Genomic DNA, 21,125 nt, shown 5'->3' with positions numbered 1-21,125 from the left:
TGTTCATGATGCCTCCGTACTGAGAATGTCGTAGATCGCGTCGGTGACGTCGCCCGGTTCGTTGACGTAGGCGACGGCGACCTCGTCGGTTCCGCCGAAGTGTCGCTGTACCTCCTCGGCGTGAGTGGCGTTGATCGCTTCCCCACCGGGTTGGGTTTCGACGTAGGCGTGGAGGTTTGCATCGATTGCTTCCAGCAGGGGGATGACGCGCTCCTCTGTGTCGTTGCTAGAGTTCTCGCTATCGCCGGCCGCGAGGACGTAACGGTTCCACTCGTTGAACGGGTAAGCCGTCTCGAGTCGCTCCTGGGTGAGTTCGTATGCGCTGGAAATTCGGGTCCCGCCGCCGCTCCGGATCCCGAAGAACTCGGTGCGTTCGACTTCCCAGGCGTCGGCGTCGTGAGCGATGTAGACGAACTCGGCGTTGTCGTACTTACCCTGGAGATACCAGTCCAGTGGCGTGAACGTTCGCTCGACCAGTTCGCGCTTCTGTTCGCGCATCGACCCGGAGACGTCTCGAATGTTGACGACGACGACGTTGCGTTCCTTGCGTTCGATAGTCTCGGGATAGCGGTAGCGTTCGTCCTGGCGGCGAAACGGAATCTCGGAGATGCCTTCGCGACGAACCCGATCGGCTGGGTGTTCCCGGTCGACGGCCGCCTTCATCGACTCGATCGAATCCCATTCATCGCGCGCCTCGACCGGCAGGTCCTCGTATGCACTGTCGATCCAGCCCCTGGAGACGGGGATCCGGTTCTCCCGCGCCCAGGTGAACACATCTTTGGGGCCCCACCCCTCGACTTTCAGCGCCTCCCGGACGTAGTCCTCGTCGAAGTCCATCGCCAGTTTCCGCTTGAGGCCGCGCTTGAACAGCGTCTCGAAGTCGAGCGTACTCGAAGGACCTGACCGGGTGACGTCAGTGTAGTCACCCTCTGTCTCCTCGATGACGGACTTGCCTTTCGGGTCAAGATCCAGTCCAAGTTCCTCGTCGAGTTCCGCGGCGAACTCCTCGGGATCCATCTCGTAGTAGTCGTGTTCCCCACCTTCTTCGCCCGGATCACCGTCCTCGCCGTCGCCAGGCTGTGGTTGGCCCACCGGATCGCCCACGTCCGGCGTTTCTCCCTGTCCCTGTCCGACGCCGCCCGCATCACGCTGATCGTACGCGAACTCTGGCAGGTCGACGATCTTGATCGGAATGTGGACCTGGTCGGCCCGGCTCTGCCCGAGGTCGCCATACTGGATGAACTCGGCGAGGTCCTGGCGGCGCTGTTCGCCAACCTGCCGGTAGCGTTCGAGGTCCGCTCTCAGTCCCATCGGTGGGCCACCCCGTCGAGGACGTATCGACTGGTCAGTTCCGCCGACGCCAGGCTGTATCCGAATTCGTCGACGAGCCGGTCGATCGTCCGGCCTTTGACGCGTTCGGTCTCCGTTCCCTGTGGTGGATCTGCCCACTGGCCCGGCTCGAAGTCCTCGAAGGTCCGACGGACGGTTTCCCAGTCGTGACTGCCGAGGATCGATTCGATAACAGGGATCGATTCGGGTTCGAACTCCTCGACGGTAAAGCCCTCGTCGCGGGATTCCCAGGCGTGGCGGTTGACTGCCGTGACGATCCGGTCGTTCCGGAATGCTCGGACCGCTTCCCCCGGTTCGTTGCCGTCGTAGTGACTTTCCGTGAACCGACCGAGATGTTCGACCTCGAATACTCGCATCGTCAGTGGATCCGGTGGCACGTCTTCGCCTCGATCGTTCTCGACACGACCATCCGTCGCCCAGGCGTAGACGGCTTCGACGTACTCGGCGACGGTCTCGCGCTCGACGCGTTTCTCTTTGAGCATCGCATCGAGAACGTCGGCCTCCTGGCGAGACCGGATGTAGGTTTCGACCTGCGTGACGCGCTTGGCGAACGTCTCGACCTCACTCTCTCCGAACACTGGCGCGTCAATCAATCCGGAAGCCAAAGCGTCCAGCACGTCGCCTGGCATGATCACCGACGCCACGTCCAGTTCGGGGTGATGCCGGTCCCGGTCGGCGTGCAGCAGGTCGGCAATGATGTCCCGGGTGTAGGTGACGGGGATGCCACGGTCGCCGTCCGGGGCGTCCGAGTCAAACTCGAACTCGGCGGCATCGATCCGTTCGTTGCCGTCTTCGTGATAGCCGCGATCGAAGATCAGCGCCTTCTCGACGAAGTTCAGTGAGCTCGGGAGATCACGCTCTGCGAGGCGAGAGACGACGTCGTACAGCGCAGCGGCTTCGATCGTAAGCGGGGCGAGTTCGATATCGGTCACGCCCGATCCACCTCTGACGTCGACGGTCAGTGGCTCGCGGATGCGATCGGCCAGCTCGTCGTAAGAGTCAGCGGTCCAGACGGTAGGGTCACCAGTCAGCTCGCGGTGGAGGAGTTGGGCTTCCAGCGACAGCGTCGTCAGGTATCCGAACTCGTGTTTGTCCAGGCGGCGTTTGAGTGCTTTCAGCGGATCCGAACCGCCCCGATCGGCGTGTTTGTCCAATTGCGCTTCGAGATCCGGGTTCGAGATGATCAACAGTTGCGTGTCGACATCCATCTCGATGCCACGGTCGAGTTTGACCGACTGCTCGTCGGGGACGTTCAGCAACTTCCGCAGGAGATCCGCGTGCTGGGCTGCGTCCTCGACGATGGTCAGCAGGCCGTTGCCCTGGCTGAGCACGCCGTCGTAGGAGAACGCTTGGGGGTTCTTTCGCCCGCGCGAATCGAGTTCGCGTAACATCCCCGGCATCCAGGATCCGACGAGGCGTTCCTTTGGCGTCCCCTCGTCTTCGGCGTGTAACACGCCGATGCCCTGGCCGACGTCGACAACGTAGTTCTTCACCCGGAGATGATCCGGGTCCGTCACCGCCGTGAACAGCTCTTGGGCCCCATCGCGGCGATACTGGTCTTCGAGATACTCGTAGGCAACTCGCGAGAACGGATCCAGATCGCTCTGGACGTTCACGTCGGTATGGTCCCCGAGGCGCGTACTCAATGTGGCCAGGAGATCCTGCCTGACTGCCCGCGGAAATACCGATAGCGGATGGGTCTGGACCGGACTCTCCAGCCAGTCGTCTTCGTCGGATGGGTGATCGCCGTAGGTGAGACGTCCCCCGGTTTCGCTGGCTCCCGAAAGGTTCCACTCGACAGTGTAGCGCCGACCCGCATCACTCCGGGAGTACGCACGGAGGCCGTTGATCAGACAGCGTTTGAGTTCCGACTTGCCCGTGGCTGTCGGGCCAGCCAGCCAGATGATCTTCTCCGCTTTGCCCCGGCGGGCGGCGATCGTCCGGAGGTCGTCGACGAGGTCGTTGAGGACGTCCGTGTTGCCCAGGATGGCGTGTTCGCCATCGTTGTACGGATCGTCGAAAAACCGGTAGCGCTCGCGCTCCTCGCCCTCTTCGATGACGGTCCGGGTCCCCGCGGCTTCGATCGCATCCAGGAGGTACGTACTGGCGTCGGCTGCCAGCCGTGGCTCGGCGAGGATCGTCTCGACGTAGTCAGACAGCGTCATCGGCGGCTCGTAGGTCGCGGCCAGTTGCTCGTTGGCGTTTGTGAGATACTGCTGGGCGTCGTCAGGCCCTTCAGCCCGGCCCGGGTCACGTTCGGTGGTCATTCTTCGAGTTCGGTCTTTGCGACCTCCGCGCCCGCGAACTCGAGGACTTCGACGGCACCAGACCGAGAGTATCCCTGCTCGACTAAGGCCTCGATCCAGGCGTTTCGGTCGTCGTCGTCCATCTCGGAGCTGGCGACCAGTGCCGAGAAGTTGATGTTGTGTTTCTTATCGGCCCAGAGTTTCCGCTCTAAGGCCCGGCGCAGGCGGTCGTTGTCCTGCGGACTGAACGTGTCGCCCTCGCGTGCCCGGCGGGAGACCCAGTTCGAGACCTCCTGGCGGAAGTCGTCTTTGCGATCTGCGGGGATATCCAAATGTTCCTCGACGCTGCGGAGGAACTGCTCGTCGGGGTCGGTCTCCCGGCCGGTGAGTTCGTCCTCGACGGTGTCGTCGTCGATGTAAGCCATGACGTGGTCCATGTACTTCTCGCCCTGGCGCTGGATCTCTTCGACATCGTATGCCAGGGCGTGGCGCACGTCGTCGATCGCCCGATCGCGGTACTCCTCGCGGGTGAGTTCGAGATACCGGTAGTAGGTCTCGAAGCGCTCCTGGGGGATCGATCCGTGGTGTTCGAGATTGGCCTCGAAGTGGTTGAAGGTCGTCAGCGGGGAGAGGAACTCCCGGTCGCGGTGCATCGAGTCCATGATCGCTTCGGCGATTTCGTCGCCGATGAATCGCGGAGAGACGCCGTCCATGCCCTCGCCGATCTCGGCGCTCTCTGTGGCCTCCTCGCGCAACTTCTTGACGTCGACGTCCTCGGCCTCGCTCTCGCCGTTGTAGGCTTTGGCCTTCTGGAGTAACGACACCGAGGCCTCGTCTGGCTCTTCGATGCGGGTGAGGACGCCGAACAGGCCTGCCATCTCCAACGTGTGTGGCTCAACGTGGATGTCCGGCAGGTCGGCATTGTTGAGCAACTTCCGGTAGATCATCGCTTCATCGTCATACGAGAGGACGTACGGGAAGTCGATGCGCTTGGTCCGGTCGTTGAAGGCCTCCATCTTCTCGTCGCCCTTCTTCTCGCTGTATTCGGGCATGTTCGTCCGCCCGACGATCACCTGGTCGATGTCGATCCGGGGGTTGTTCCGTGGTTTGATCGTCTGCTCCTGGGTCGCGTGCAGGAAGTCATACAGGAATTCCCGCTGGAGTTTCAGCAACTCCTCGCCGGAGAAGATACCCCGATTGGCATTACAAAAGGCCCCGGAGTAGTCGAACGCCCGCGGGTCACTTTCGCCGTAGACGGCGATCTTGCTGTAGTTGACGTCGCCCGTCAACTCCGTTTCGTCCTGGTTTTTCTTGTCTTTGGGTTCGAACGTCTCGATCGCCTGGCGCATGTTCTCATCAGCGACGAGGCGAACGATTTCGATGTGATTCTCCACGACCGCCTGCAGGTCGTCGTCGTAGTGGGCAAGCAGTCGCTCCATGTAGAACTCGCTTGCCGGATCCAGGGACTGCTCGTTGCGGATCGTGTATGGGGCCTCCAGTGCCTCGTTGACGTCTTCGAGGACAGTATCCCGCTGTTTTTGGGGGAGTAAGACGAGCGGATCCTGGTTCATGGGTGACCGGACGACGTCATCGTCGGGGTCCTGGTCGGGGATGACATCCCGGAGGTTCGTCCACCGGAACGTGTACATCCGACCGGCGTCCCGCATGGTGTACTCCTCGAAGTACCGCCGGACCTGTCGGTCGAAGTCCGATTTGCCGGAGCCGACGGGGCCCAACAGGAGTTTGATCCGCTTCTCGGGGCCAAGCCCGCGCGAGCCGCTCTTGACTTTGTTGACGAACTCGTGGATTGCCTCGTGGATCACCCGGCCGTAGAAGGTGTTTTCCCCCTCGTCGAGGGGATCTGCGGCGGCGAGGTCGTACTCGACGACGCCCTCGTCTTCGTCGTAGGTCGTTCCGTAGTGGTCGAACATGTCCGCGACACGCTGGTGGGCGTTGCGGGCGATTTTCGGGGTCTCCTGGAGTTCGTCGAGATACCACTGGAACTGCTGGGTCTGTCGGAGGTCTGCCGGTATCGAATCCCGGTACTGTTCGTTCAGGTCAGCGAGGGTGTTTCTGGTGCCATTCATGCTATCACAATCGGTTCCTCACACGCGCTCGATCGGACGGGACCACTCTGCAAGCTACCGGCAGCGATCGACCCGTCGTTCCGTCGAGTACGCTGTGTGAACACATACCACTCCGTGGGCCGCGACGGGCGCTTTCCAGCGGAGTGTCGATGGAAGGAAACCACCGGTAGTAATAACGGGTGAGTACTGCTACTATTTAAGTGTTTGTCTGTCGGACATTACCATGATGAAAATTAGGTCGGTAACGCCAGTCTATCGGCTGTTTCTGACACTGGTTGTGACAAAGCGGTGGCGAATCTGAATGCTTTTTATATGAACGGTGCCACGTCTGTCCAGTTGGACTTCGAAGCCGGTACCAACACCGACCGAGAAACTCTTTGGACCGCGGTTCCAGGTCTAACCGTGCCAATCGATTCGGTGCCCGATGGGTGGACCGTCTGGAGCGAGGAGCCGACGAAACTGGTCGTGGTCTATCGACCCGACGTGTTCGATTCGGATACGTTCCCCGCGCCCTGTCTCCCGACGCTGTATGTGACCCGCGGCCGACGAGGTCGACGTCCCGGCCGGCGTAAGCCCGATCCCGACGATCCCTGGCGGGTGACACTCTTTCTGGAACCCGAAATCGAGGGCGAGACGCGTGAGTACGACGATCGAGAGGCGGCCCTGGACGGGGCACTCGAGCTGGCTCGGGCGTTTACAGCCGGCGAGATTGACTATCGAGCACTGTACCAGCAGCCCCGGACGGCGTACCTCGATCGACTCGATACGCTGACCGGTCGGGAGACTTAATCGGCGCGACCGCCTATGCCGGGCCAATGACGCAAATCACCCTTCTCGGAACGCGGCTGGCCGACTCCGGCAGCGAGTTTGTTTATCAAGGGGAATCGGCCGCCTGCGAGGGCTGCCCCTATCGTGAGCAGTGTCTGAACCTGGAGGTAGGACGACGCTATCGCGTGACCGAGGTCCGGGACAACGCCAACACCCTCGAATGTGCGGTCCACGATGTCGGCGTCACGGCCGTCGAGGTCGAACCAGCCCCGATCCGGGCCAACGTCGCCGCCCAGAGCGCCTACGCCGGCAGCAAGGTCGAACTCGAAGGCTCCTGTCCCCACGAGGAGTGCCCGAGCCATGCCCTCTGTGAACCCGCGGGAGCAGACTTCGAGACGACCTACCGTATCGACAGCGTCGTCGGCGAACCGCCCCACGACTACTGTATGCTCGAACGGGACCTCACCCAGGTCGAACTCGCCCCGCCCGAGGAGTGAGGCTGAACCGTGCGAATCATCGCTCACGGCGGCGCCGGGTCACCACCCGAGGAGCCGCCCGAACGACGCGAACGGATCGAGGCCGCCGTCGAGGCAGGGCTGGATCGAGAGACGCCGCTCGACGCGGTCTGTGCGACGATCAGTTTCCTCGAAGCCGACCCCTGGTTCAACGCCGGGGTCGGCAGCGCGGTCCAGACCGACGGACAGATCCGGACCGATGCCGGGCTGATGACCGATGACCGGGAGTGTGGGGCCGTCGCCGGCCTCGACGGCGTCGCCAACGCGATCGACGTCGCGCGGGCAGTCCTCGAAGAGACACCCCACGTCATGCTCGCGGGCGAGCCGGCGACAGACTTCGCTGCGGCGAACGGCGTCGAAACTGGCGTCGATTGCTGGGCAGATCGGACGCAAGAGCGATGGGACGAAACCACGCCCCCTGGCGAATCCGTGGCCGAGCAACTCGACTGGCTGGCCGACCAGTTTGGCGGCAGCGACACGGTCGGTGCAGTCGCGACTGACGGCGACCGAATCGTCACCGGGACGTCGACCGGGGGACGGTGGGCAGCGCTTGCCGGACGCGTCGGCGACGTCCCCCAGATCGGTGCCGGCTTTTATGCCACCGACGCTGGCGGCGCAAGCGCAACCGGTGCCGGCGAAGACATCGCGAAAGAAGCAGTGGCCCGCCGGGCCGTCGAGCACCTCGAAGACGGCGATTCCCCCGAGCGAGCGGCGTCACGGGCGATCGAGCGGTTCGACGACCGTGTCGAGGGGACGGCCGGGGTTATCGTCCTCGACCGGGACGGGAGGGCCGGCAGTGCGTACAACAGCGCGGCGATGCAGACGGCCCAGGGCGAGCGCTGACGGACGCCCGATCGTTTGGGACGAGTCCCGGTGATTGTCGGGCTATTCGACTGATTACTCTGAAAGATGAGAGAGTATACCCAAACAATTGTTTTGGTGAATCGCGAATACTACCACGTTCACAACTATCATGACCAGGTGACGTGAGCAATCGAATATGGATCGTGTGCCGAGTGATCGGTTTGTCGCGTGTGGATTGCCATGACTGACCAGCAGATTCTGGATCGAGCGCTGACCCTGGCCGAAATGGCTCCTCACGATTCGGTTTCGATGGCCACGCTCGCCGGCCGTGAAGGGCGATTTACCGATTTGCCCCCAGTCAACGAACCGCCGATAACGCACCTCGAAGGGAGCGAAGCGCCAGCATTCCTGTTGACAAATGCGAAACGCGGCATCGGGCGCGGATCAAAGCGCAATACGGTATCGCCCGACGGTGACTTCCGGACGATCGTTGTCGTGACTGGCCGGCGAACACTCTGTCTGATTGGCCAGCAATCGGGTGACGAAACGATCGAGATTCCACACGAATCAGTCGCCGGTGTCGACTACAGTACTGGATTTCGTGGCCACCGACTCGAACTTCGCACGCCAAGGCAGGCCTACCACTGTTGGGTCCACCGGAAGACCGCTGAATCGACGCTGTCAGAGGCAGCGGCGTTCATCGCGGAGCGTGAACCGGACGAACCCGAGGAGATCGAGAGCGAAGACGCGAATCGAATTATGTATCGTGGTCGCCCAGTGCGAATGGAGTCCGAAACCGAAGATGACGCCCAGGAGCAGGACCGGACGATTACGTACCGTGGCAAAACGGTCGACAATTCGTCCTAAGTACTAGTCGGCCAGTTCGAGGACGTCGTCGAAAAAGGACAGCGAGTCGTGGGGGCCAGGATTGGCCTCGGGGTGGTACTGACGCGTGATGATCTCCAGCTCGTCGTTTTCCAGCCCCTCGGGCGTGTCGTCGTTGACGTTGATCTGCGTAACTTCGAGGTTCTCTCCCGGGTTGGCGACGGTGTAGCCGTGGTTCTGGGTCGTCATCACGACCCGGTCCGTCCGGAGGTCGCGAACGGGCTGGTTGACGCCGCGGTGTCCGAACTCCATTTTCTCGGTCGATCCACCCAGCGCGTTGGCGACGACCTGCTGACCGAGACAAATGCCCGCCAGCGGCACCTCGCCGGCGTATTCGTCGACGAGGTCGCCAGCGGCCTCGAAGTTCTCGGGGTCGCCCGGGCCATTGGAGACGAACAGGAGATCCGGATCGAGTTCCGAGATCTCGGCCGGCGTCGTGTCGTACGGGAGCACGTGGACGACGGCGTCACGCTCGACCAGTGACTGCTGGATCGACCCCTTCGCGCCGCAATCGATCAATGCGACGTCGGGGCCATCACCATCTTCGTTATAGACGACCGGCTCGGTCACGCTGACCTGACTCCCAATATCCGTGTGGTCGCTCATATGCTCACACTGGCGGAGTTCGGCCAGCGCGTCCGCTTCGGTCACGTCTTCACCCGCGGCGATCCCACACTTCATTGCCCCTTCGTTGCGAATTTCCGTGACCAACTCACGCGTGTCGATGTGGTCGACGGCCGGCCGCCCCTCTTCCTGGAGCCACTCGGCGACGTCGTCGGTCATCTCGCGAGCGACGACCCCGCGAGGGTGGACGCGATCGGATTCGAATCGCTCCTCGCGGACGCCGTAGTTACCGATCAACGGATACGAGAAGGTCAGGATCTGCTCCTCGTAGGAGGGGTCGGTGAGACTCTCCTCGTAGCCGGTGTATGCTGTCGTGAAGACCAGTTCCCCGCGGGTCGTGCCTGGCGAGCGAGCGCGCGCCTCGACGACGCGCTCACCTTCTAGGGCCACATAGGCGTCTGTCATTACGAGATCCGTATGGAAGGCCCGGTGATAAGCGTTGCTTTCGAAGCAGAGTTACGAAATTCGTAATCCTCAAGTGGGGACCCGCGGTAGCCACATATCTCGATGGACGATCTGGACCGCGAGATACTGAGTATCCTTCGGCGGGACGCCCGCACACCGTACACGGAGATCGCTGATCACGTCGGGACGTCGGAAGGGACTGTCCGCAACCGCGTCGAGCAACTCGTCGAGGATGGCATCATCGAACGCTTTACCGTTGCCACCCAGACGGGAAACGTCAAGGCGATGATCGATATCGGTGTCGACGTAGATGTCGACCATCACGCTCTCGCCGACGCGTTCGCCGAGTGGGCCGAGGTCGACTTCGTCTGGGAGGTCAGTGGCGAGGAGGACGTCGTGTTGATCGTCGACTGTGCCGATACCAGCGAAGTCAACGAGTTGATCACGCGGGCACGCGAACGCGACGAGGTTGTCGGGACGAAGACGAGGCTGATCCTCGAAGAGCGGGTCGGGTGAAGATGGTGCGTCGGTGATATCGAGGATCCGCCGAGGATGGCTGATCCTCGAAGAGCGAGTGGGGTAGTGGCGTGTGGTGTTGGTGATGTCGAGGATCCGCCGAGGATGGCTGATCCTCGAAGAACGGGTCGGGTGAAGATGGTGTGTCGGTGATATCGAGGATCCAGCGAAGAAGGCTGATCCTCGAAGAGCGGGCGTGGTGGGTGCTGGTTTCGAGGCGGTATCTTCCGTGAGTCGAAGACTGTTTGAACCCGCTCTCCGAGAACTCGTGTATGAGTACGAGCGAGGAGTCGGGAAGCGATTCCGACGCCACTGAGGCAGACGTGCGGCACGAAAACGAACTGCAGGACGTCATCGCCGTCGACGCCGAGGACACCGAACAGGAGCTTGTCAACCGGCTTGACGCCCATACGGGCGAGGGGATTCGCCACCGGGCGTTCACCGCGTTGCTGTTCGATACCGAGGGCAACATCCTGCTCGCACAGCGATCGCCGGGGAAGCGCCTCTGGGCAACACACTGGGATGGAACGGTCGCGTCTCATCCGGTCGATGGCCAGTCCCAAGAGGCGGCCACACGCCAGCGACTCGAAGAGGAACTCGGCGTCACACCCGACCAGTACGACGACCTCCGGGTCACGGACAAGTTCGAGTACAAGCGGTACTTCGAGAACGCCGGCGTCGAGCACGAGGTTTGCTCGGTCCTGCAGGCAACGCTGACCGATCGCTCGCTCGATCCCGATCCGGACGAAGTGGGCGGTCTCATGTGGGTCCCCTACGATCGATTATACGAGCACCCGGAATGGTATCGACAGCTTCGCCTGTGCCCCTGGTTCGAGATTGCGATGCGTCGCGACGTCGAGTAAAGCGGGGTCGAATTGCCGATCCGAAGTCTTGTCCTGCTGTGAGTTTCGATTCTGAGGCGAAATCCGGAAAAAAGCGGCCCCCCTATTTCCTCGCATGACACGCACGATCACTGTCACAGGGATGAGTTGTGGACACTGCGAGCAGAGCGTCGTCGAAGCCCTCGAAGCACTGGATGGCATCACGACGGCAACCGCTGACCACGAGGCAGAAGAAGCGACCGTCGAAGGTGAGGCCGACCCTGACGCGCTGGTTGCTGCCGTCGAAGACGCCGGCTACGAAGCGACCGCCTGATCACCGACGAGATTGGCGTACTCGATCGCTCCTTACGCGTCACTCGGGAGTTGAATCACGACAGTCGTTCCACCCTCGGCGTCGGCAAAGGACATTGTCCCGCCGTAGGTCCGGACGATCCAGGCAACCAGCCAGAGGCCGATCCCACTGCCGTGTTCGAGCGCCGTTTCCTGCCCACGCTCGATGACCGCTCGTTCTTGCCGGTCGATACCCGGGCCGTTGTCGCTGATCCGAACTGTTACGTCTGCAGTTGTCTCGGGGTCGGCCGCGACCGTTACTGTCACCTGTGGCTGGTCGCTATCGTTGTGCTCGACTGCGTTTGTCAGGAGTTCCTCGAAGGCGACACCGAGCGACGCCGCACCTTTGACGCGCTGGTTCGGATCGCCCTCGAGATCGATCGTCGCTGCGGGATACTCGGTAGTGACCGACCCGATCGCGTCACGCAGAATGACTCCAAGGTCGATCGAGGTGGGATCGTCGTCGAACGCCCGCGTGAGCGTCCCGACCTTGTCACTTCGTTCGGTCACGGTATCGACCGTTTCGACGATCCGTTCGACCCGCGATTCCAGGGCGTTCGTCTCGACAGCCTCGCCGAGTAATTCTGCCTGCCCGCGGATGACATTCATCTCGTTGCGGATGTTGTGCCGGAGCAACCGGTTGAGGACGTCCAGTTGTTGTTCTCGCCGGGTCTGTTCAGTCACGTCTCGCAAACTCACGATAGTGCCGGACCGTTCGCCAAATGGACTGTCGAGTGGCGTCGTGCGACAGTCGTAGGTCCGTACGGAGCCGTTGTGCTCGATCGTCACTGCGTGGTGATCCGACGTGTTCTCGGTCGGGAACACCGCGTTGAGGTCCGGAAGGAGATCAACGAGTGATTCCCCGACTGTATTGTCGAAGCTCGTTCCGACGAGATCGGTCCCAGCGGGATTGCAATCGTTGACGACACCGTTGTTGTCGACGATAAACACTGGATCGTAGAGTTGATCGACGAGCTCGTCACGGCCGATTTCGCGGGTGCCGGCCGCGACACTCAACAATTGTCGGCGGAAGATTGCAACCGTGACGACAGCCCCAGAGGCGACGAAGGCAACGCTCGTCACGTCGATACCGGCCGGCGTGATCCCGAACAGCAATGCCGTATTTGCGACGAGCGGGATGACGATCGCCAGCAGTAACGCGGTACTTTGTGCGCGGTAGAGGTCGTTCGCACGGAGGATGACACGGACCAAGAGGAGTGCACCGAGTGCGATCAGGGCATAGGAGTAGACAACGTGGCCCCAGTAGGCGAGCCCGCGTGTGGCTGTAATCGTCGTGTACGGCCCAAGTGAGGCGAGTTGTGGATTCGACCAAACGAGGTCGTGACTCCCGGTCGTCCAGATCAGCCCGCTGAACGCGATCGGTTCGACGAGCAATCCGAGCAAGTGCCGCGACGTGATCGATCGATCGTAGCCGGTGTATTCGACGGCTGTCAGGAACCAGGCCAGTGGGACGACGGCAGTGATGGCGAGTCCAAGCTTGGCCCAAAATAGCGTCCCAGAAGCGCCGAGGTTGGCCATACTCAGCCCGTCCGTAGTCGACCACATCGCGGCTCCGAGCAACATCAGCGCCAGCGGACCAGCACCGGGCGTCTCCCGATGTAAGAGTGTGTACAGCGCAAGCGCAGTGCCAAAGACCGCGGCGAAAAACACCAGCGCGAGATAGATGCGCCACATTGGCAGTCATTTTCGGCGACTAAGTGAAAAAGGGTCGGCAACGCTACGGGTCTCCTGAGCGAATCGCCGTCCAGACCGCGAGTGCTCCGAGACCGAGCGCTGGAATGAGTGGCACGACGAGATATGCGTCCCGGAACGTGAGACCGAACAGCCCCACGACCCCCCGGACACTCGGGAGCAGTATCAGCGCCCACGGGACGGCGATCAGCGCGACCAGCAGCGACCCGATTAGCACCCAGTGTGCCCGATTGGATTGCTCGCTGTCGTCCGCATCACTCTCCATACGTCGCTGATCGAGACGGGCTGACTAAACCGTGCCGCTCCGTCACGGTGGTGGGACATACCATCGGGGATCGTCCTGACAGGCGGTCTATCTCAGGGGAGAGAATCACGGGGGCCATGGTTGACGTTCAAACGGGGGACACCCGCCGGGGGCGGTCAGACGACGAGGCTGATGAATCGACCGAGGGCGAACGTAAAGAGCCATCGCCGGAGTCGTCGCCGGACCCAGCGGTTGAACACGCCGAGCAGCTGGACGAGCGGTCGTGCAGTGTGGGGGCCGGGTGTTCGTGCTCTCGATTGACGATGGGTCCGACGAAACGGATTCAGATCCAGCGGCCGTCGTCATCGACGCGCTCGAAAGCGACGAGCGAACCGTCGCCGGGCAGGATACCGTCGAAGCTGGGAGTGACCCCGTCCAGACCGCGGGCGATCGGGCTGTCTCTCGGCGGGATGTCACTGCCATTGTGACTGTGGGCGGGACGGGTGTGGGCCCCACGGATGTGACTGTCGAAGCCGTCGATCCGCTGCTCGAGACGGAGCTACCGGGATTCGGTGAGCTATTCAGAGTGAGCTATCACGAGCGCGTCGGTCCCGAGGTGATCGGCATGCGGCCAACGGCAGGCATTAGCGACGGTGTTCCCGTGTTCTGTCTGCCAGGCGAGAAAGACGCCGCTCGCTTTACCGTCTCTGAGATCGTCCTCCAGACACTCGATGGACTCCTCGAAGACGTAGCCGAACCAGCCTAAGGACGCGGACACTTTTGCCCGCTGCTGTTGTACGTCTCCGCATGGCCACCGAAATAGCCGACGGGATCTGGTGGTTCGACCTTCGGGGCGTCAACGCCTACCTCGTAGTCGACGACGGCTCGTCGACCGACGAGACACACAGAGGCGAGGATGTGACGTTGATCGATGCCGGCGGCCCTTGGTCGCGGCGAGCCCTGCGTCAAAACCTCGTCGACGTCGGGGTCGATCCGCGTGCCGTCGATCGGATCGCGCTCACCCACTACGATCTCGATCACGTCGGCGGACTCGACTCGATCGGACTCGACTGTCCGATCTACGCGGGCCAACCGGACGCCGCCATCCTCCAGGGCGATCGCTCGCCCGGCTGGACCGACCGGAAAGCGGCCTTCCAGTCACTGACTGCGCCGTTCACCACGTCGCCGGCCAACCCAGTCGAGACGGTCTCGGATGGTGACACCGTCGGCGGTCTCACCGTTTATACCACCCCGGGCCACACTCGCGGACACGTCGCGTACGTCGATGAAGACCGATCGGTCGCCTTCGTCGGCGATCTCGTCAGGGAGTCGGGGGGTCGACTGGAGACGTCACCCTGGGCGTTGAGTTATGATACGTCTGCAGTTGCGGACAGTATCCGTCGGCTGGCCGAACTGGATCTCGATATCGAGATTCTGGCAATGGGCCACGGAACGCCGTTCGTCGAACGGGCCAGTGAGCGGTTGGCCGACCTTGCCCCACAGCTGTGAACAGCCACTCGGCGTCAGTCCAGTTCTTCGGCAACAGCATCGGGATCGAGTAGCCGCGGATCGACGACCAGATCAGTCTGCCGAGTGGCAAATTCCGGCAGGGAACCCTCGGCATAGACGACGACCCGGACGTCTGGATTGTGATCGTTCGCGACGGCGATGGAGGTTGCCTGGGCCATGTCGGTCAGGACGTAGACGTCGGCCCCGACGATTCCGGCCGCTTCGAGTGACTCGCCGTCACCGACTGCGACTGTCGTCACGTCGTGGCCTTCCGCTTCGATAGCACTGGCGATCTCACTGTCGTCCGGTCCGGCAACGATTGCCTTCATCTTACTCGTACTCGATTGTCGCGGGCGGCTTGTGCGTTACGTCGTAGACGACGCGCGCAACCGACTCGTTCTCGCCGGTGATGCGACTCTGGATACGCTGGAGCGTTTCCCAGTCGATCTCCTGAGCACGGGCGGTCATCCCGTCTCGGGACTCGACGGATCGGACGGCCACGACCCAGCCGTGGACGCGGTTGTCGCCCTTGACGCCCGTGGCCTTGCCGATGACGGCCGCCAGCGCCTGCCATGGGTCGTACGCTTCCAGTTCCTCCTCGACGACGTGGTTAGCCTCCCGCGCAACTCCGAGTTTCTCTTCGGTCACTTCGCCGATGATCCGGACCGCCAGGCCCGGTCCCGGGAAGGGCATGCGCTCGCTGATGATTTCCTCTAAGTCGAGTGCACGGGCGACGTCCCGGACCTCGTCTTTGTAGAGATCAGCCATCGGTTCGACGATACCATCGAAGTCGATGCGTTCGGGCAGCCCCCCGACGTTGTGGTGGGACTTGATCGTCCCTTCGCTCTCGATCCGGTCGGGGTAGATCGTCCCCTGGACGAGGTGGTCAGCGTCGACGTCGCGAGCGACCTCTTCGAACTCACGGATGAACTGCTCGCCGATCGCGTGGCGCTTTTCTTCCGGGTCGGTGACGCCGTCAAGTTCGTCGAGGAAGCGATCTTTCGCGTCAACGATCCGCAAACTGTCCATGTACTCGAAGGTCTCGCGGATCTGCTCGGTTTCGCCTTTTCGCATCAGGCCGGTGTCGACGTAGACTGGCGTGAGTTGATCGCCGACGGCATCGTAGGCAAGGGCGGCAGCAGTCGAGGAGTCGACGCCCCCCGAGAGGGCGATCACGGCATTGTCGTCGCCGATCGCTTCGACGATTTCGGCTTTCGCGTCGGGAATGAACGATTCAGCGTCGACCATCAGTGTTCGACCTCCGCGGGCGAGTGTTCAGGCTGGTCTAACACTGCTTCGACGAGCCCGACGAACGGCGGCGAGGCCCGCGTCGGCCGCGACCGGAACTCGGGATGGAACTGGGTCCCGATGAAGTACGGGTGAGTGTCCTGGTCCAATTCCAGAATCTCCATCCGTCGACCCGAGACGCCCGAGAAGGTCATCCCGGCCGCTTCGAGGTCGTCGATGTACTCGGGGTTGACTTCGTAGCGGTGGCGGTGACGTTCCCGACAGGTGGTGTCGTCGTACAGGTCGGCAGCGAGCGTGCCCGAGTCGATGTCCGTGTCTTGGGCACCCAATCGCATCGTCCCGCCCATGTCCTCGACGCCCTCCTGCTCGGGCAAAATGTCGATCACGGGGTGGGGCGTCTGTTCGTCCATCTCTGCGGAGTGTGCGCCGTCAAGTCCGAGGACGTTGCGCGCGTACTCGACGACGGCCATCTGGAAGCCAAGACAGAGTCCGAGGAAGGGGACGTCGTTCTCGCGGGCGTAACGAATCGCCTCGATCTTCCCCTCGGTCCCGCGGGCCCCGAACCCGCCCGGGACGACGATCGCATCCACGTCTGCGAGTTGCCCGTTGTGTTCATCCGCTAACTCCTCGGAGTGAATCCACGTCGTCTCGATGTCGACGTTCGTCTCTAGGCCAGCGTGTTTCAGCGATTCGTGAATCGAGATGTAGGCGTCTTCGAGCCCGTATTTGCCGACCAGCGCAACCTCGATCGTGCCGTCTTTCTCCTGGGTGACCAGTTCGCGCCACCCGTTCTTTCGCTCGTCTTCCGGGAGCGCCTCGTCTGTCAGGTTGAGTTGTTCCATGACGTACTCGTCGAGCCCTTCGTCCTCGACGACCAGCGGGACGCGATAGATATCATCGACGTCGGGATTCGAGAAGACGGCCTCCGTCGGGACGTCACAGAACAGGGCGATCTTCTCTTTGACGTGCGAGTTGAGTTTGTCATCACACCGGCCAACGAGAATGTCCGGCTGGAGACCGATCGAGCGGAGCTCCTTGACGCTGTGCTGGGTTGGCTTCGTTTTCTGCTCGCCGTTCTTCGAATAGGGCACCAGCGTGACGTGGGTAAAGAGAATATCGTCGTCGTCTTCCTCGTGAGCGAACTGCCGGAGTGCTTCCAGGTATGGCATCCCCTCGATGTCGCCGACGGTGCCGCCGACTTCGATGAGACAGACATCACTACCCTCGGCGACCTCGCGGATGCGACGCTTGATGTCGTCGGTAATATGCGGGATGATCTGGACGGTCCGGCCGAGATAATCGCCGGCCCGCTCCTTCTCGATGACCTCCCGGTAGACTTTCCCAGTGGTGACGTTGTGATCGGAGGTCATGTCGATATCGAGGAAGCGCTCGTAGTTCCCCAGATCCAGATCGACTTCACCGCCGTCTTTCAGGACGTACACTTCGCCGTGCTGGTAGGGATTCATCGTCCCGGCGTCGACGTTGAGATACGGGTCGATCTTGACGGCAGTCACGTCGAAGCCAGCATTGGCGAGCAGGCGGCCGGTACTCGCGGCGGTAATGCCTTTCCCCAGGCCAGACATCACGCCGCCGGTGACGAAAATGAACTTCCGCCCCAGCTCCTGGTCGTAGTCGGTTTCGGGCTCGTTCGGCATACCGACGGTGGGCGTGCCCGGACCTAAACCGTTTCGGGAACGGCTGGGTTCGGTGGTCACTGGCACGGACATTCGACGGACGAACGAGTACGAGTTTTAAGACGGCTGATCCCTAACAGATGCCCATGGGAATCCTCTCGCGCGCCTCCTACGTCGTCCGGTCGAAGGTCAACAGTCTGTTAAATCGGGCTGAAAACCCCTCCGAAACCCTGGATTACTCCTACGAGCAGTTACGGGACGAACTGCAAGACGTCAAACAGGGGATTGCAGACCTGACGACCCAGAAGAAACGCTTAGAGATCCAGAAACGCCGGCTCGAAGAAAACGTCGAGAAACACAACGATCAGGCTCGCGAAGCGGTCAAGCAGGATCGAGAAGATCTGGCCAGGCGGGCCTTGGAGAAGAAAAAGCAAAAGATGAACGAGATCGAGGAGTTAGAAAGCCAGATCGCTGACTTACAGACCCAACAGGACCAACTCGTCGAGCAGAAAAGCGAGCTCCAGGCCCAGGTCGAACAGTTCCGGACCAAAAAGGAGACGATGAAAGCTCGCTACGAGGCTGCAGAGGCCTCCGCCCGCGTCTCCGAGGCCATGTCGGGTGCTGGCGACGAATTCGAAGACGTCGGCCGGGCCATCGATCGGGCACAAGAACGGACTGAAGAGATGGAAGCCCGGGCGTCGGCGATGGACGAACTCCGCGATACGGGTGCCTTCCAAGACGCAATCACCGATCAGGATCAGCTCGACCGGGAACTGGCGGACTTGCAGTCCGACAGCGAAGTCGAGTCCGAACTCCAGACCCTCCAGGCAGAGATGGGCGAGGCGGCCGAGGAAGACGACACGACGACGGCCGAGGAATCGACACCGCAGGCAGCCGGAGACGTCGATGTCGAGGCGGAGTCGATCGATGAGGAAGCCATCGACGAGGAATTGGAGACGCTGAAGGACGACGAAACGTAGCGCGGCACTGACCGGAACATCGACGGTTCGGTTGCTCCCTTTGATTCAGGAACGATACGTATCGATGCCCAACACCTGATTGAGGACACACTGCTGGAGTGCGCCCGTCACTACCAGGAGTACCCCGAGAATCGCCAGGATAGCCGAGCCGATCATTGTCGTAATCGGACCGATTTCGTAGGTTAGCAGTTCGGCGAATCCTGCCATAGCCACACCAAGCAACACCACCCCGATCACCAGCCGAACGGTTCGATCCCATCCACCGACGTTCTTTTCCATTGGGTACCCTCCGAATACATCTTTCTCACTGATTGTACTTATAGATTGGTTTGCGATGCCATGGCTCACGATATCGACACACACGGGAAAGAGGCCCCTCGCGGTTGGCTGACACCGCAGCCGACGGATCCGTGTGACTGCATCCGGCACGCTTTTTACCGGCCGTCGGGAGTCTATGCCTATGCGACTACTGTTTATCCACTCGGACCATCTGGAGTTCGAGACGACCGACAAGGCAGGCGGCGGTGATCTCGCTGAAACCGAGGGCGTCCCGATGGAAGGGCGCATGGAAGACTGCGTGACGGTGTTCATCAGCGTCGAAAGCGACGACGAGGCAGACGTCGAGGGTGTCGTCGAGAACGCGCTGACGGAACTGGAAGACGTCACCGACCAGTTGAACACGACTGACGTGGTTCTCTATCCCTACGCACACCTTAGTGAGGACCTCGCCGGGCCGGACGCGGCCAAAGAGGTCATGCAACGGCTCGAAACGGAACTGGAAGCGTCGGGCTATACCATCCTGCGGGCGCCGTTTGGCTGGTACAAATCCTTCGAGGTTTCCTGTAAGGGCCACCCGCTCTCTGAACTCTCCCGCCACGTCGCGGCCCACCGCGACGAAGACGACACCAGCGAGGACGAAAGCGAACCCGACCGGGAACCCAGCGACTGGAAGGTTATGACGCCCGACGGCGACGTACAGGACGCCGTCGCCGCGAAGGACTCGGTTGGCGAGGACCTCACGGCATTCATCGAGGACGAGGTCGAAGGCATCCTCAGCAACGAGGGCCAGGAGCCACCCCACGTTGACCTGATGCAGGAGAAGGGGCTTGTCGGCTACGACGAACTGAGTGACGTGGGGAACCTGCGATGGTATCCCCGTGGCAAACTCGTCCGTGACGCCCTCATGGAGTACGTCAACGATCTGGTCGTCGAGTACGGCGGGATGCCCGTTGAAACGCCGATCATGTACGATCTGGGTGCCCGTTCGATCGACGAACACGCCGGGAAGTTCGGCGAACGCCAGTATCGGTTCGAATCGGGCGACCGCCGGATGATGCTGCGCTTTGCGGCCTGTTTCGGCCAGTTCTCGATCATGCGTGACATGCACATCTCGGTCAACGACCTGCCGATGCGGATCTACGAGATGTCGACGTACTCGTTCCGTCGTGAACAGAAAGGCGAGGTGACTGGCCTCAAGCGCCTGCGCGCGTTCACGATGCCCGACATGCACACTGCCACCGAGAACATGGACCAGGCCCGGGAAGAACTCCGCAAGCAAGCCGAACTCGCCCTCCAGACCTCCGAAGACCTCGGCATCAACTACGAACCCGCGATCCGGATGACCCGTGAGTTCTACGAGGAAAACGAAGCGTGGGTCGAGGACGTCGTCGCCGAACTCGGGAAGCCATCTCTCGTCGAAATCATTCCGGAACGCCACCACTACTGGTCGGCGAAGATCGACTTCGCCGCGATCGACGGCCTCGGGCGGCCGATCGAGAACCCGACGGTCCAGATCGACGTCGAGAGCGCCGATCGGTTCGACATCGAGTACACTGACGGCACCAACACCCACAACCCACCGATCCTCCACTACTCGCCCTCGGGCGGAATCGAGCGCGTCCTGGCCGCCCTCCTAGAGGACACCGCGTCGATGGAGACACCCCAGTTGCCGACGTGGCTCTCGCCAACGCAGGTGCGATTTATCCCAGTCAATCCTGATTCGCACCTGGACTATTGTGAGGGGCTCGTCGACGATCTCGAAGCCGCAGACGTGCGGGCCGACGTCGACGATCGCGACGAGTCGGTCGGCAAACGGATCGCCCGGGCCGAGACTGACTGGGTGCCCTACTACGTCGTCGTCGGTGACCGGGAAATGGAAGGCGACGAACTCGGCGTCAACGTTCGACTCGACGACGACGAGATCGACATGACGCCCGAGGAACTACAGGAGCGCGTCCTCGACGATGTCGAGGGGCTCCCACAGCAACACCGATACCTACCCCGACACGTCAGCGACCACCCGAACTTCACTGGTCGATAAGCCGTCGATTCTCGCGTTTTCGGTCTCGTCGACGCTCAAGTCAGGCGCTCGATAGTTCGCCACCCCAATGTGTGTTACTCTGGCACGTACAACTATTTACCCGGG

21 protein-coding genes are annotated in these 21,125 nt (G+C 61.8%); 11 read left to right on the top strand and 10 right to left on the bottom strand.

The window, feature by feature from the left end:
• Positions 1 to 3: 3 nt before the first annotated feature.
• The 3 genes from HZR20_RS09165 to HZR20_RS09155 are packed head-to-tail and all read right to left on the bottom strand — an operon-like array spanning position 4 to position 5,683.
• A complete protein-coding gene (locus HZR20_RS09165) occupies positions 4 to 1,311 on the bottom strand; it encodes a YeaH/YhbH family protein (protein ID WP_181686283.1) in 1,308 nt (435 codons plus the stop codon).
• Positions 1,302 to 3,617 (bottom strand): PrkA family serine protein kinase, encoded by a 2,316-nt coding sequence (locus HZR20_RS09160; protein WP_181686282.1) that lies wholly within the window; start codon positions 3,615 to 3,617, stop codon positions 1,302 to 1,304. The genes HZR20_RS09165 and HZR20_RS09160 overlap by 10 nt, the downstream gene beginning before the upstream one ends.
• Positions 3,614 to 5,683, bottom strand: a complete 2,070-nt coding sequence (locus HZR20_RS09155) for a PrkA family serine protein kinase (RefSeq protein ID WP_181686281.1) — start codon at positions 5,681 to 5,683, stop codon at positions 3,614 to 3,616. The genes HZR20_RS09160 and HZR20_RS09155 overlap by 4 nt, the downstream gene beginning before the upstream one ends.
• A 402-nt stretch (positions 5,684 to 6,085) precedes the next feature.
• Here HZR20_RS09155 and HZR20_RS09150 point away from each other — a divergent pair, with 402 nt between their 5' ends.
• The 4 genes from HZR20_RS09150 to HZR20_RS09135 all read left to right on the top strand — a co-directional run bounded on the left by HZR20_RS09150 (position 6,086) and on the right by HZR20_RS09135 (position 8,637).
• The gene (locus tag HZR20_RS09150; protein WP_181686280.1) at positions 6,086 to 6,472 is read left to right on the top strand and encodes a DUF5820 family protein; all 387 of its coding nucleotides are present in this window, start codon (positions 6,086 to 6,088) and stop codon (positions 6,470 to 6,472) included.
• A gap of 26 nt (positions 6,473 to 6,498) precedes the next feature.
• Entirely contained in the window at positions 6,499 to 6,948 is a 450-nt protein-coding gene (locus HZR20_RS09145) for a UPF0179 family protein (protein WP_181686279.1), read from the top strand.
• Positions 6,949 to 6,957: 9 nt separating this feature from the next.
• A complete protein-coding gene (locus HZR20_RS09140) occupies positions 6,958 to 7,809 on the top strand; it encodes an isoaspartyl peptidase/L-asparaginase (RefSeq protein WP_181686278.1) in 852 nt (283 codons plus the stop codon).
• 201 nt (positions 7,810 to 8,010) lie between these two features.
• Entirely contained in the window at positions 8,011 to 8,637 is a 627-nt protein-coding gene (locus HZR20_RS09135) for a hypothetical protein (protein WP_181686277.1), read from the top strand.
• 3 nt (positions 8,638 to 8,640) lie between these two features.
• On the opposite strand, the gene carA is transcribed toward HZR20_RS09135, so the two are convergent.
• Entirely contained in the window at positions 8,641 to 9,684 is a 1,044-nt protein-coding gene (gene carA / locus HZR20_RS09130) for a glutamine-hydrolyzing carbamoyl-phosphate synthase small subunit (protein ID WP_181686276.1), read from the bottom strand.
• A 102-nt stretch (positions 9,685 to 9,786) separates the two neighbouring features.
• Between carA and HZR20_RS09125 the strand changes: the two genes are divergently transcribed.
• From HZR20_RS09125 to HZR20_RS09115, 3 genes are all read left to right on the top strand, one after another.
• Positions 9,787 to 10,200 carry an Lrp/AsnC family transcriptional regulator gene (locus HZR20_RS09125; RefSeq protein WP_181686275.1) on the top strand — a complete coding sequence of 138 codons (414 nt, stop codon included), beginning with the start codon at positions 9,787 to 9,789 and terminating at the stop codon, positions 10,198 to 10,200.
• 272 nt (positions 10,201 to 10,472) lie between these two features.
• Positions 10,473 to 11,063 carry an NUDIX hydrolase gene (locus HZR20_RS09120; RefSeq protein WP_181686274.1) on the top strand — a complete coding sequence of 197 codons (591 nt, stop codon included), beginning with the start codon at positions 10,473 to 10,475 and terminating at the stop codon, positions 11,061 to 11,063.
• Positions 11,064 to 11,157: 94 nt separating this feature from the next.
• On the top strand, positions 11,158 to 11,355 hold the full coding sequence (locus HZR20_RS09115; protein ID WP_181686273.1) for a heavy-metal-associated domain-containing protein: 198 nt from the start codon (positions 11,158 to 11,160) through the stop codon (positions 11,353 to 11,355).
• A 32-nt stretch (positions 11,356 to 11,387) separates the two neighbouring features.
• On the opposite strand, the gene HZR20_RS09110 is transcribed toward HZR20_RS09115, so the two are convergent.
• Positions 11,388 to 13,067: a histidine kinase N-terminal 7TM domain-containing protein gene (locus HZR20_RS09110; protein WP_181686272.1), complete on the bottom strand. Its 1,680-nt coding sequence runs from the start codon at positions 13,065 to 13,067 to the stop codon at positions 11,388 to 11,390.
• 43 nt (positions 13,068 to 13,110) lie between these two features.
• Positions 13,111 to 13,350 carry a hypothetical protein gene (locus HZR20_RS09105; protein ID WP_181686271.1) on the bottom strand — a complete coding sequence of 80 codons (240 nt, stop codon included), beginning with the start codon at positions 13,348 to 13,350 and terminating at the stop codon, positions 13,111 to 13,113.
• 262 nt (positions 13,351 to 13,612) lie between these two features.
• On the opposite strand from HZR20_RS09105, the gene HZR20_RS14355 reads away from it, so the two are divergent.
• Positions 13,613 to 14,095, top strand: coding sequence for a MogA/MoaB family molybdenum cofactor biosynthesis protein (locus HZR20_RS14355; RefSeq protein WP_181686270.1), 483 nt, complete (start codon positions 13,613 to 13,615; stop codon positions 14,093 to 14,095).
• A gap of 41 nt (positions 14,096 to 14,136) precedes the next feature.
• Positions 14,137 to 14,838 carry an MBL fold metallo-hydrolase gene (locus HZR20_RS09095; RefSeq protein WP_181686269.1) on the top strand — a complete coding sequence of 234 codons (702 nt, stop codon included), beginning with the start codon at positions 14,137 to 14,139 and terminating at the stop codon, positions 14,836 to 14,838.
• 14 nt (positions 14,839 to 14,852) lie between these two features.
• Here the strand turns inward: HZR20_RS09095 and HZR20_RS09090 are convergent, their stop codons facing one another.
• From HZR20_RS09090 to HZR20_RS09080, 3 genes are read right to left on the bottom strand one after another with little or no spacing between them, the layout of a single operon-like run.
• Positions 14,853 to 15,167 (bottom strand): DUF7126 family protein, encoded by a 315-nt coding sequence (locus HZR20_RS09090; RefSeq protein ID WP_181686268.1) that lies wholly within the window; start codon positions 15,165 to 15,167, stop codon positions 14,853 to 14,855.
• Between the two features lies 1 nt (position 15,168).
• Positions 15,169 to 16,086 carry a glutamine-hydrolyzing GMP synthase gene (gene guaA, locus HZR20_RS09085; RefSeq protein ID WP_181686267.1) on the bottom strand — a complete coding sequence of 306 codons (918 nt, stop codon included), beginning with the start codon at positions 16,084 to 16,086 and terminating at the stop codon, positions 15,169 to 15,171.
• Complete coding sequence (locus tag HZR20_RS09080; RefSeq protein ID WP_181686266.1) at positions 16,086 to 17,741, bottom strand: CTP synthase; 1,656 nt, start codon at positions 17,739 to 17,741, stop codon at positions 16,086 to 16,088. Before HZR20_RS09080 ends, guaA begins: the two co-directional genes overlap by 1 nt.
• 125 nt (positions 17,742 to 17,866) lie before the next feature.
• Here HZR20_RS09080 and HZR20_RS09075 point away from each other — a divergent pair, with 125 nt between their 5' ends.
• Positions 17,867 to 18,700, top strand: a complete 834-nt coding sequence (locus HZR20_RS09075) for a PspA/IM30 family protein (RefSeq protein WP_181686265.1) — start codon at positions 17,867 to 17,869, stop codon at positions 18,698 to 18,700.
• Between the two features lie 45 nt (positions 18,701 to 18,745).
• On the opposite strand, the gene HZR20_RS09070 is transcribed toward HZR20_RS09075, so the two are convergent.
• Positions 18,746 to 18,979: a YgaP family membrane protein gene (locus HZR20_RS09070; protein WP_181686264.1), complete on the bottom strand. Its 234-nt coding sequence runs from the start codon at positions 18,977 to 18,979 to the stop codon at positions 18,746 to 18,748.
• Between the two features lie 181 nt (positions 18,980 to 19,160).
• Between HZR20_RS09070 and HZR20_RS09065 the strand changes: the two genes are divergently transcribed.
• A complete protein-coding gene (locus HZR20_RS09065; RefSeq protein ID WP_181686263.1) occupies positions 19,161 to 21,020 on the top strand; it encodes a threonine--tRNA ligase in 1,860 nt (619 codons plus the stop codon).
• Positions 21,021 to 21,125 lie beyond the last annotated feature (105 nt).

This window comes from Halorhabdus salina, from assembly GCF_013839425.1.
Lineage (GTDB): Archaea > Halobacteriota > Halobacteria > Halobacteriales > Haloarculaceae > Halorhabdus > Halorhabdus salina.
The sequence above is the reverse complement of the archived record's forward strand: the minus strand, read 5'-3'. Positions and strand labels throughout refer to the sequence as shown.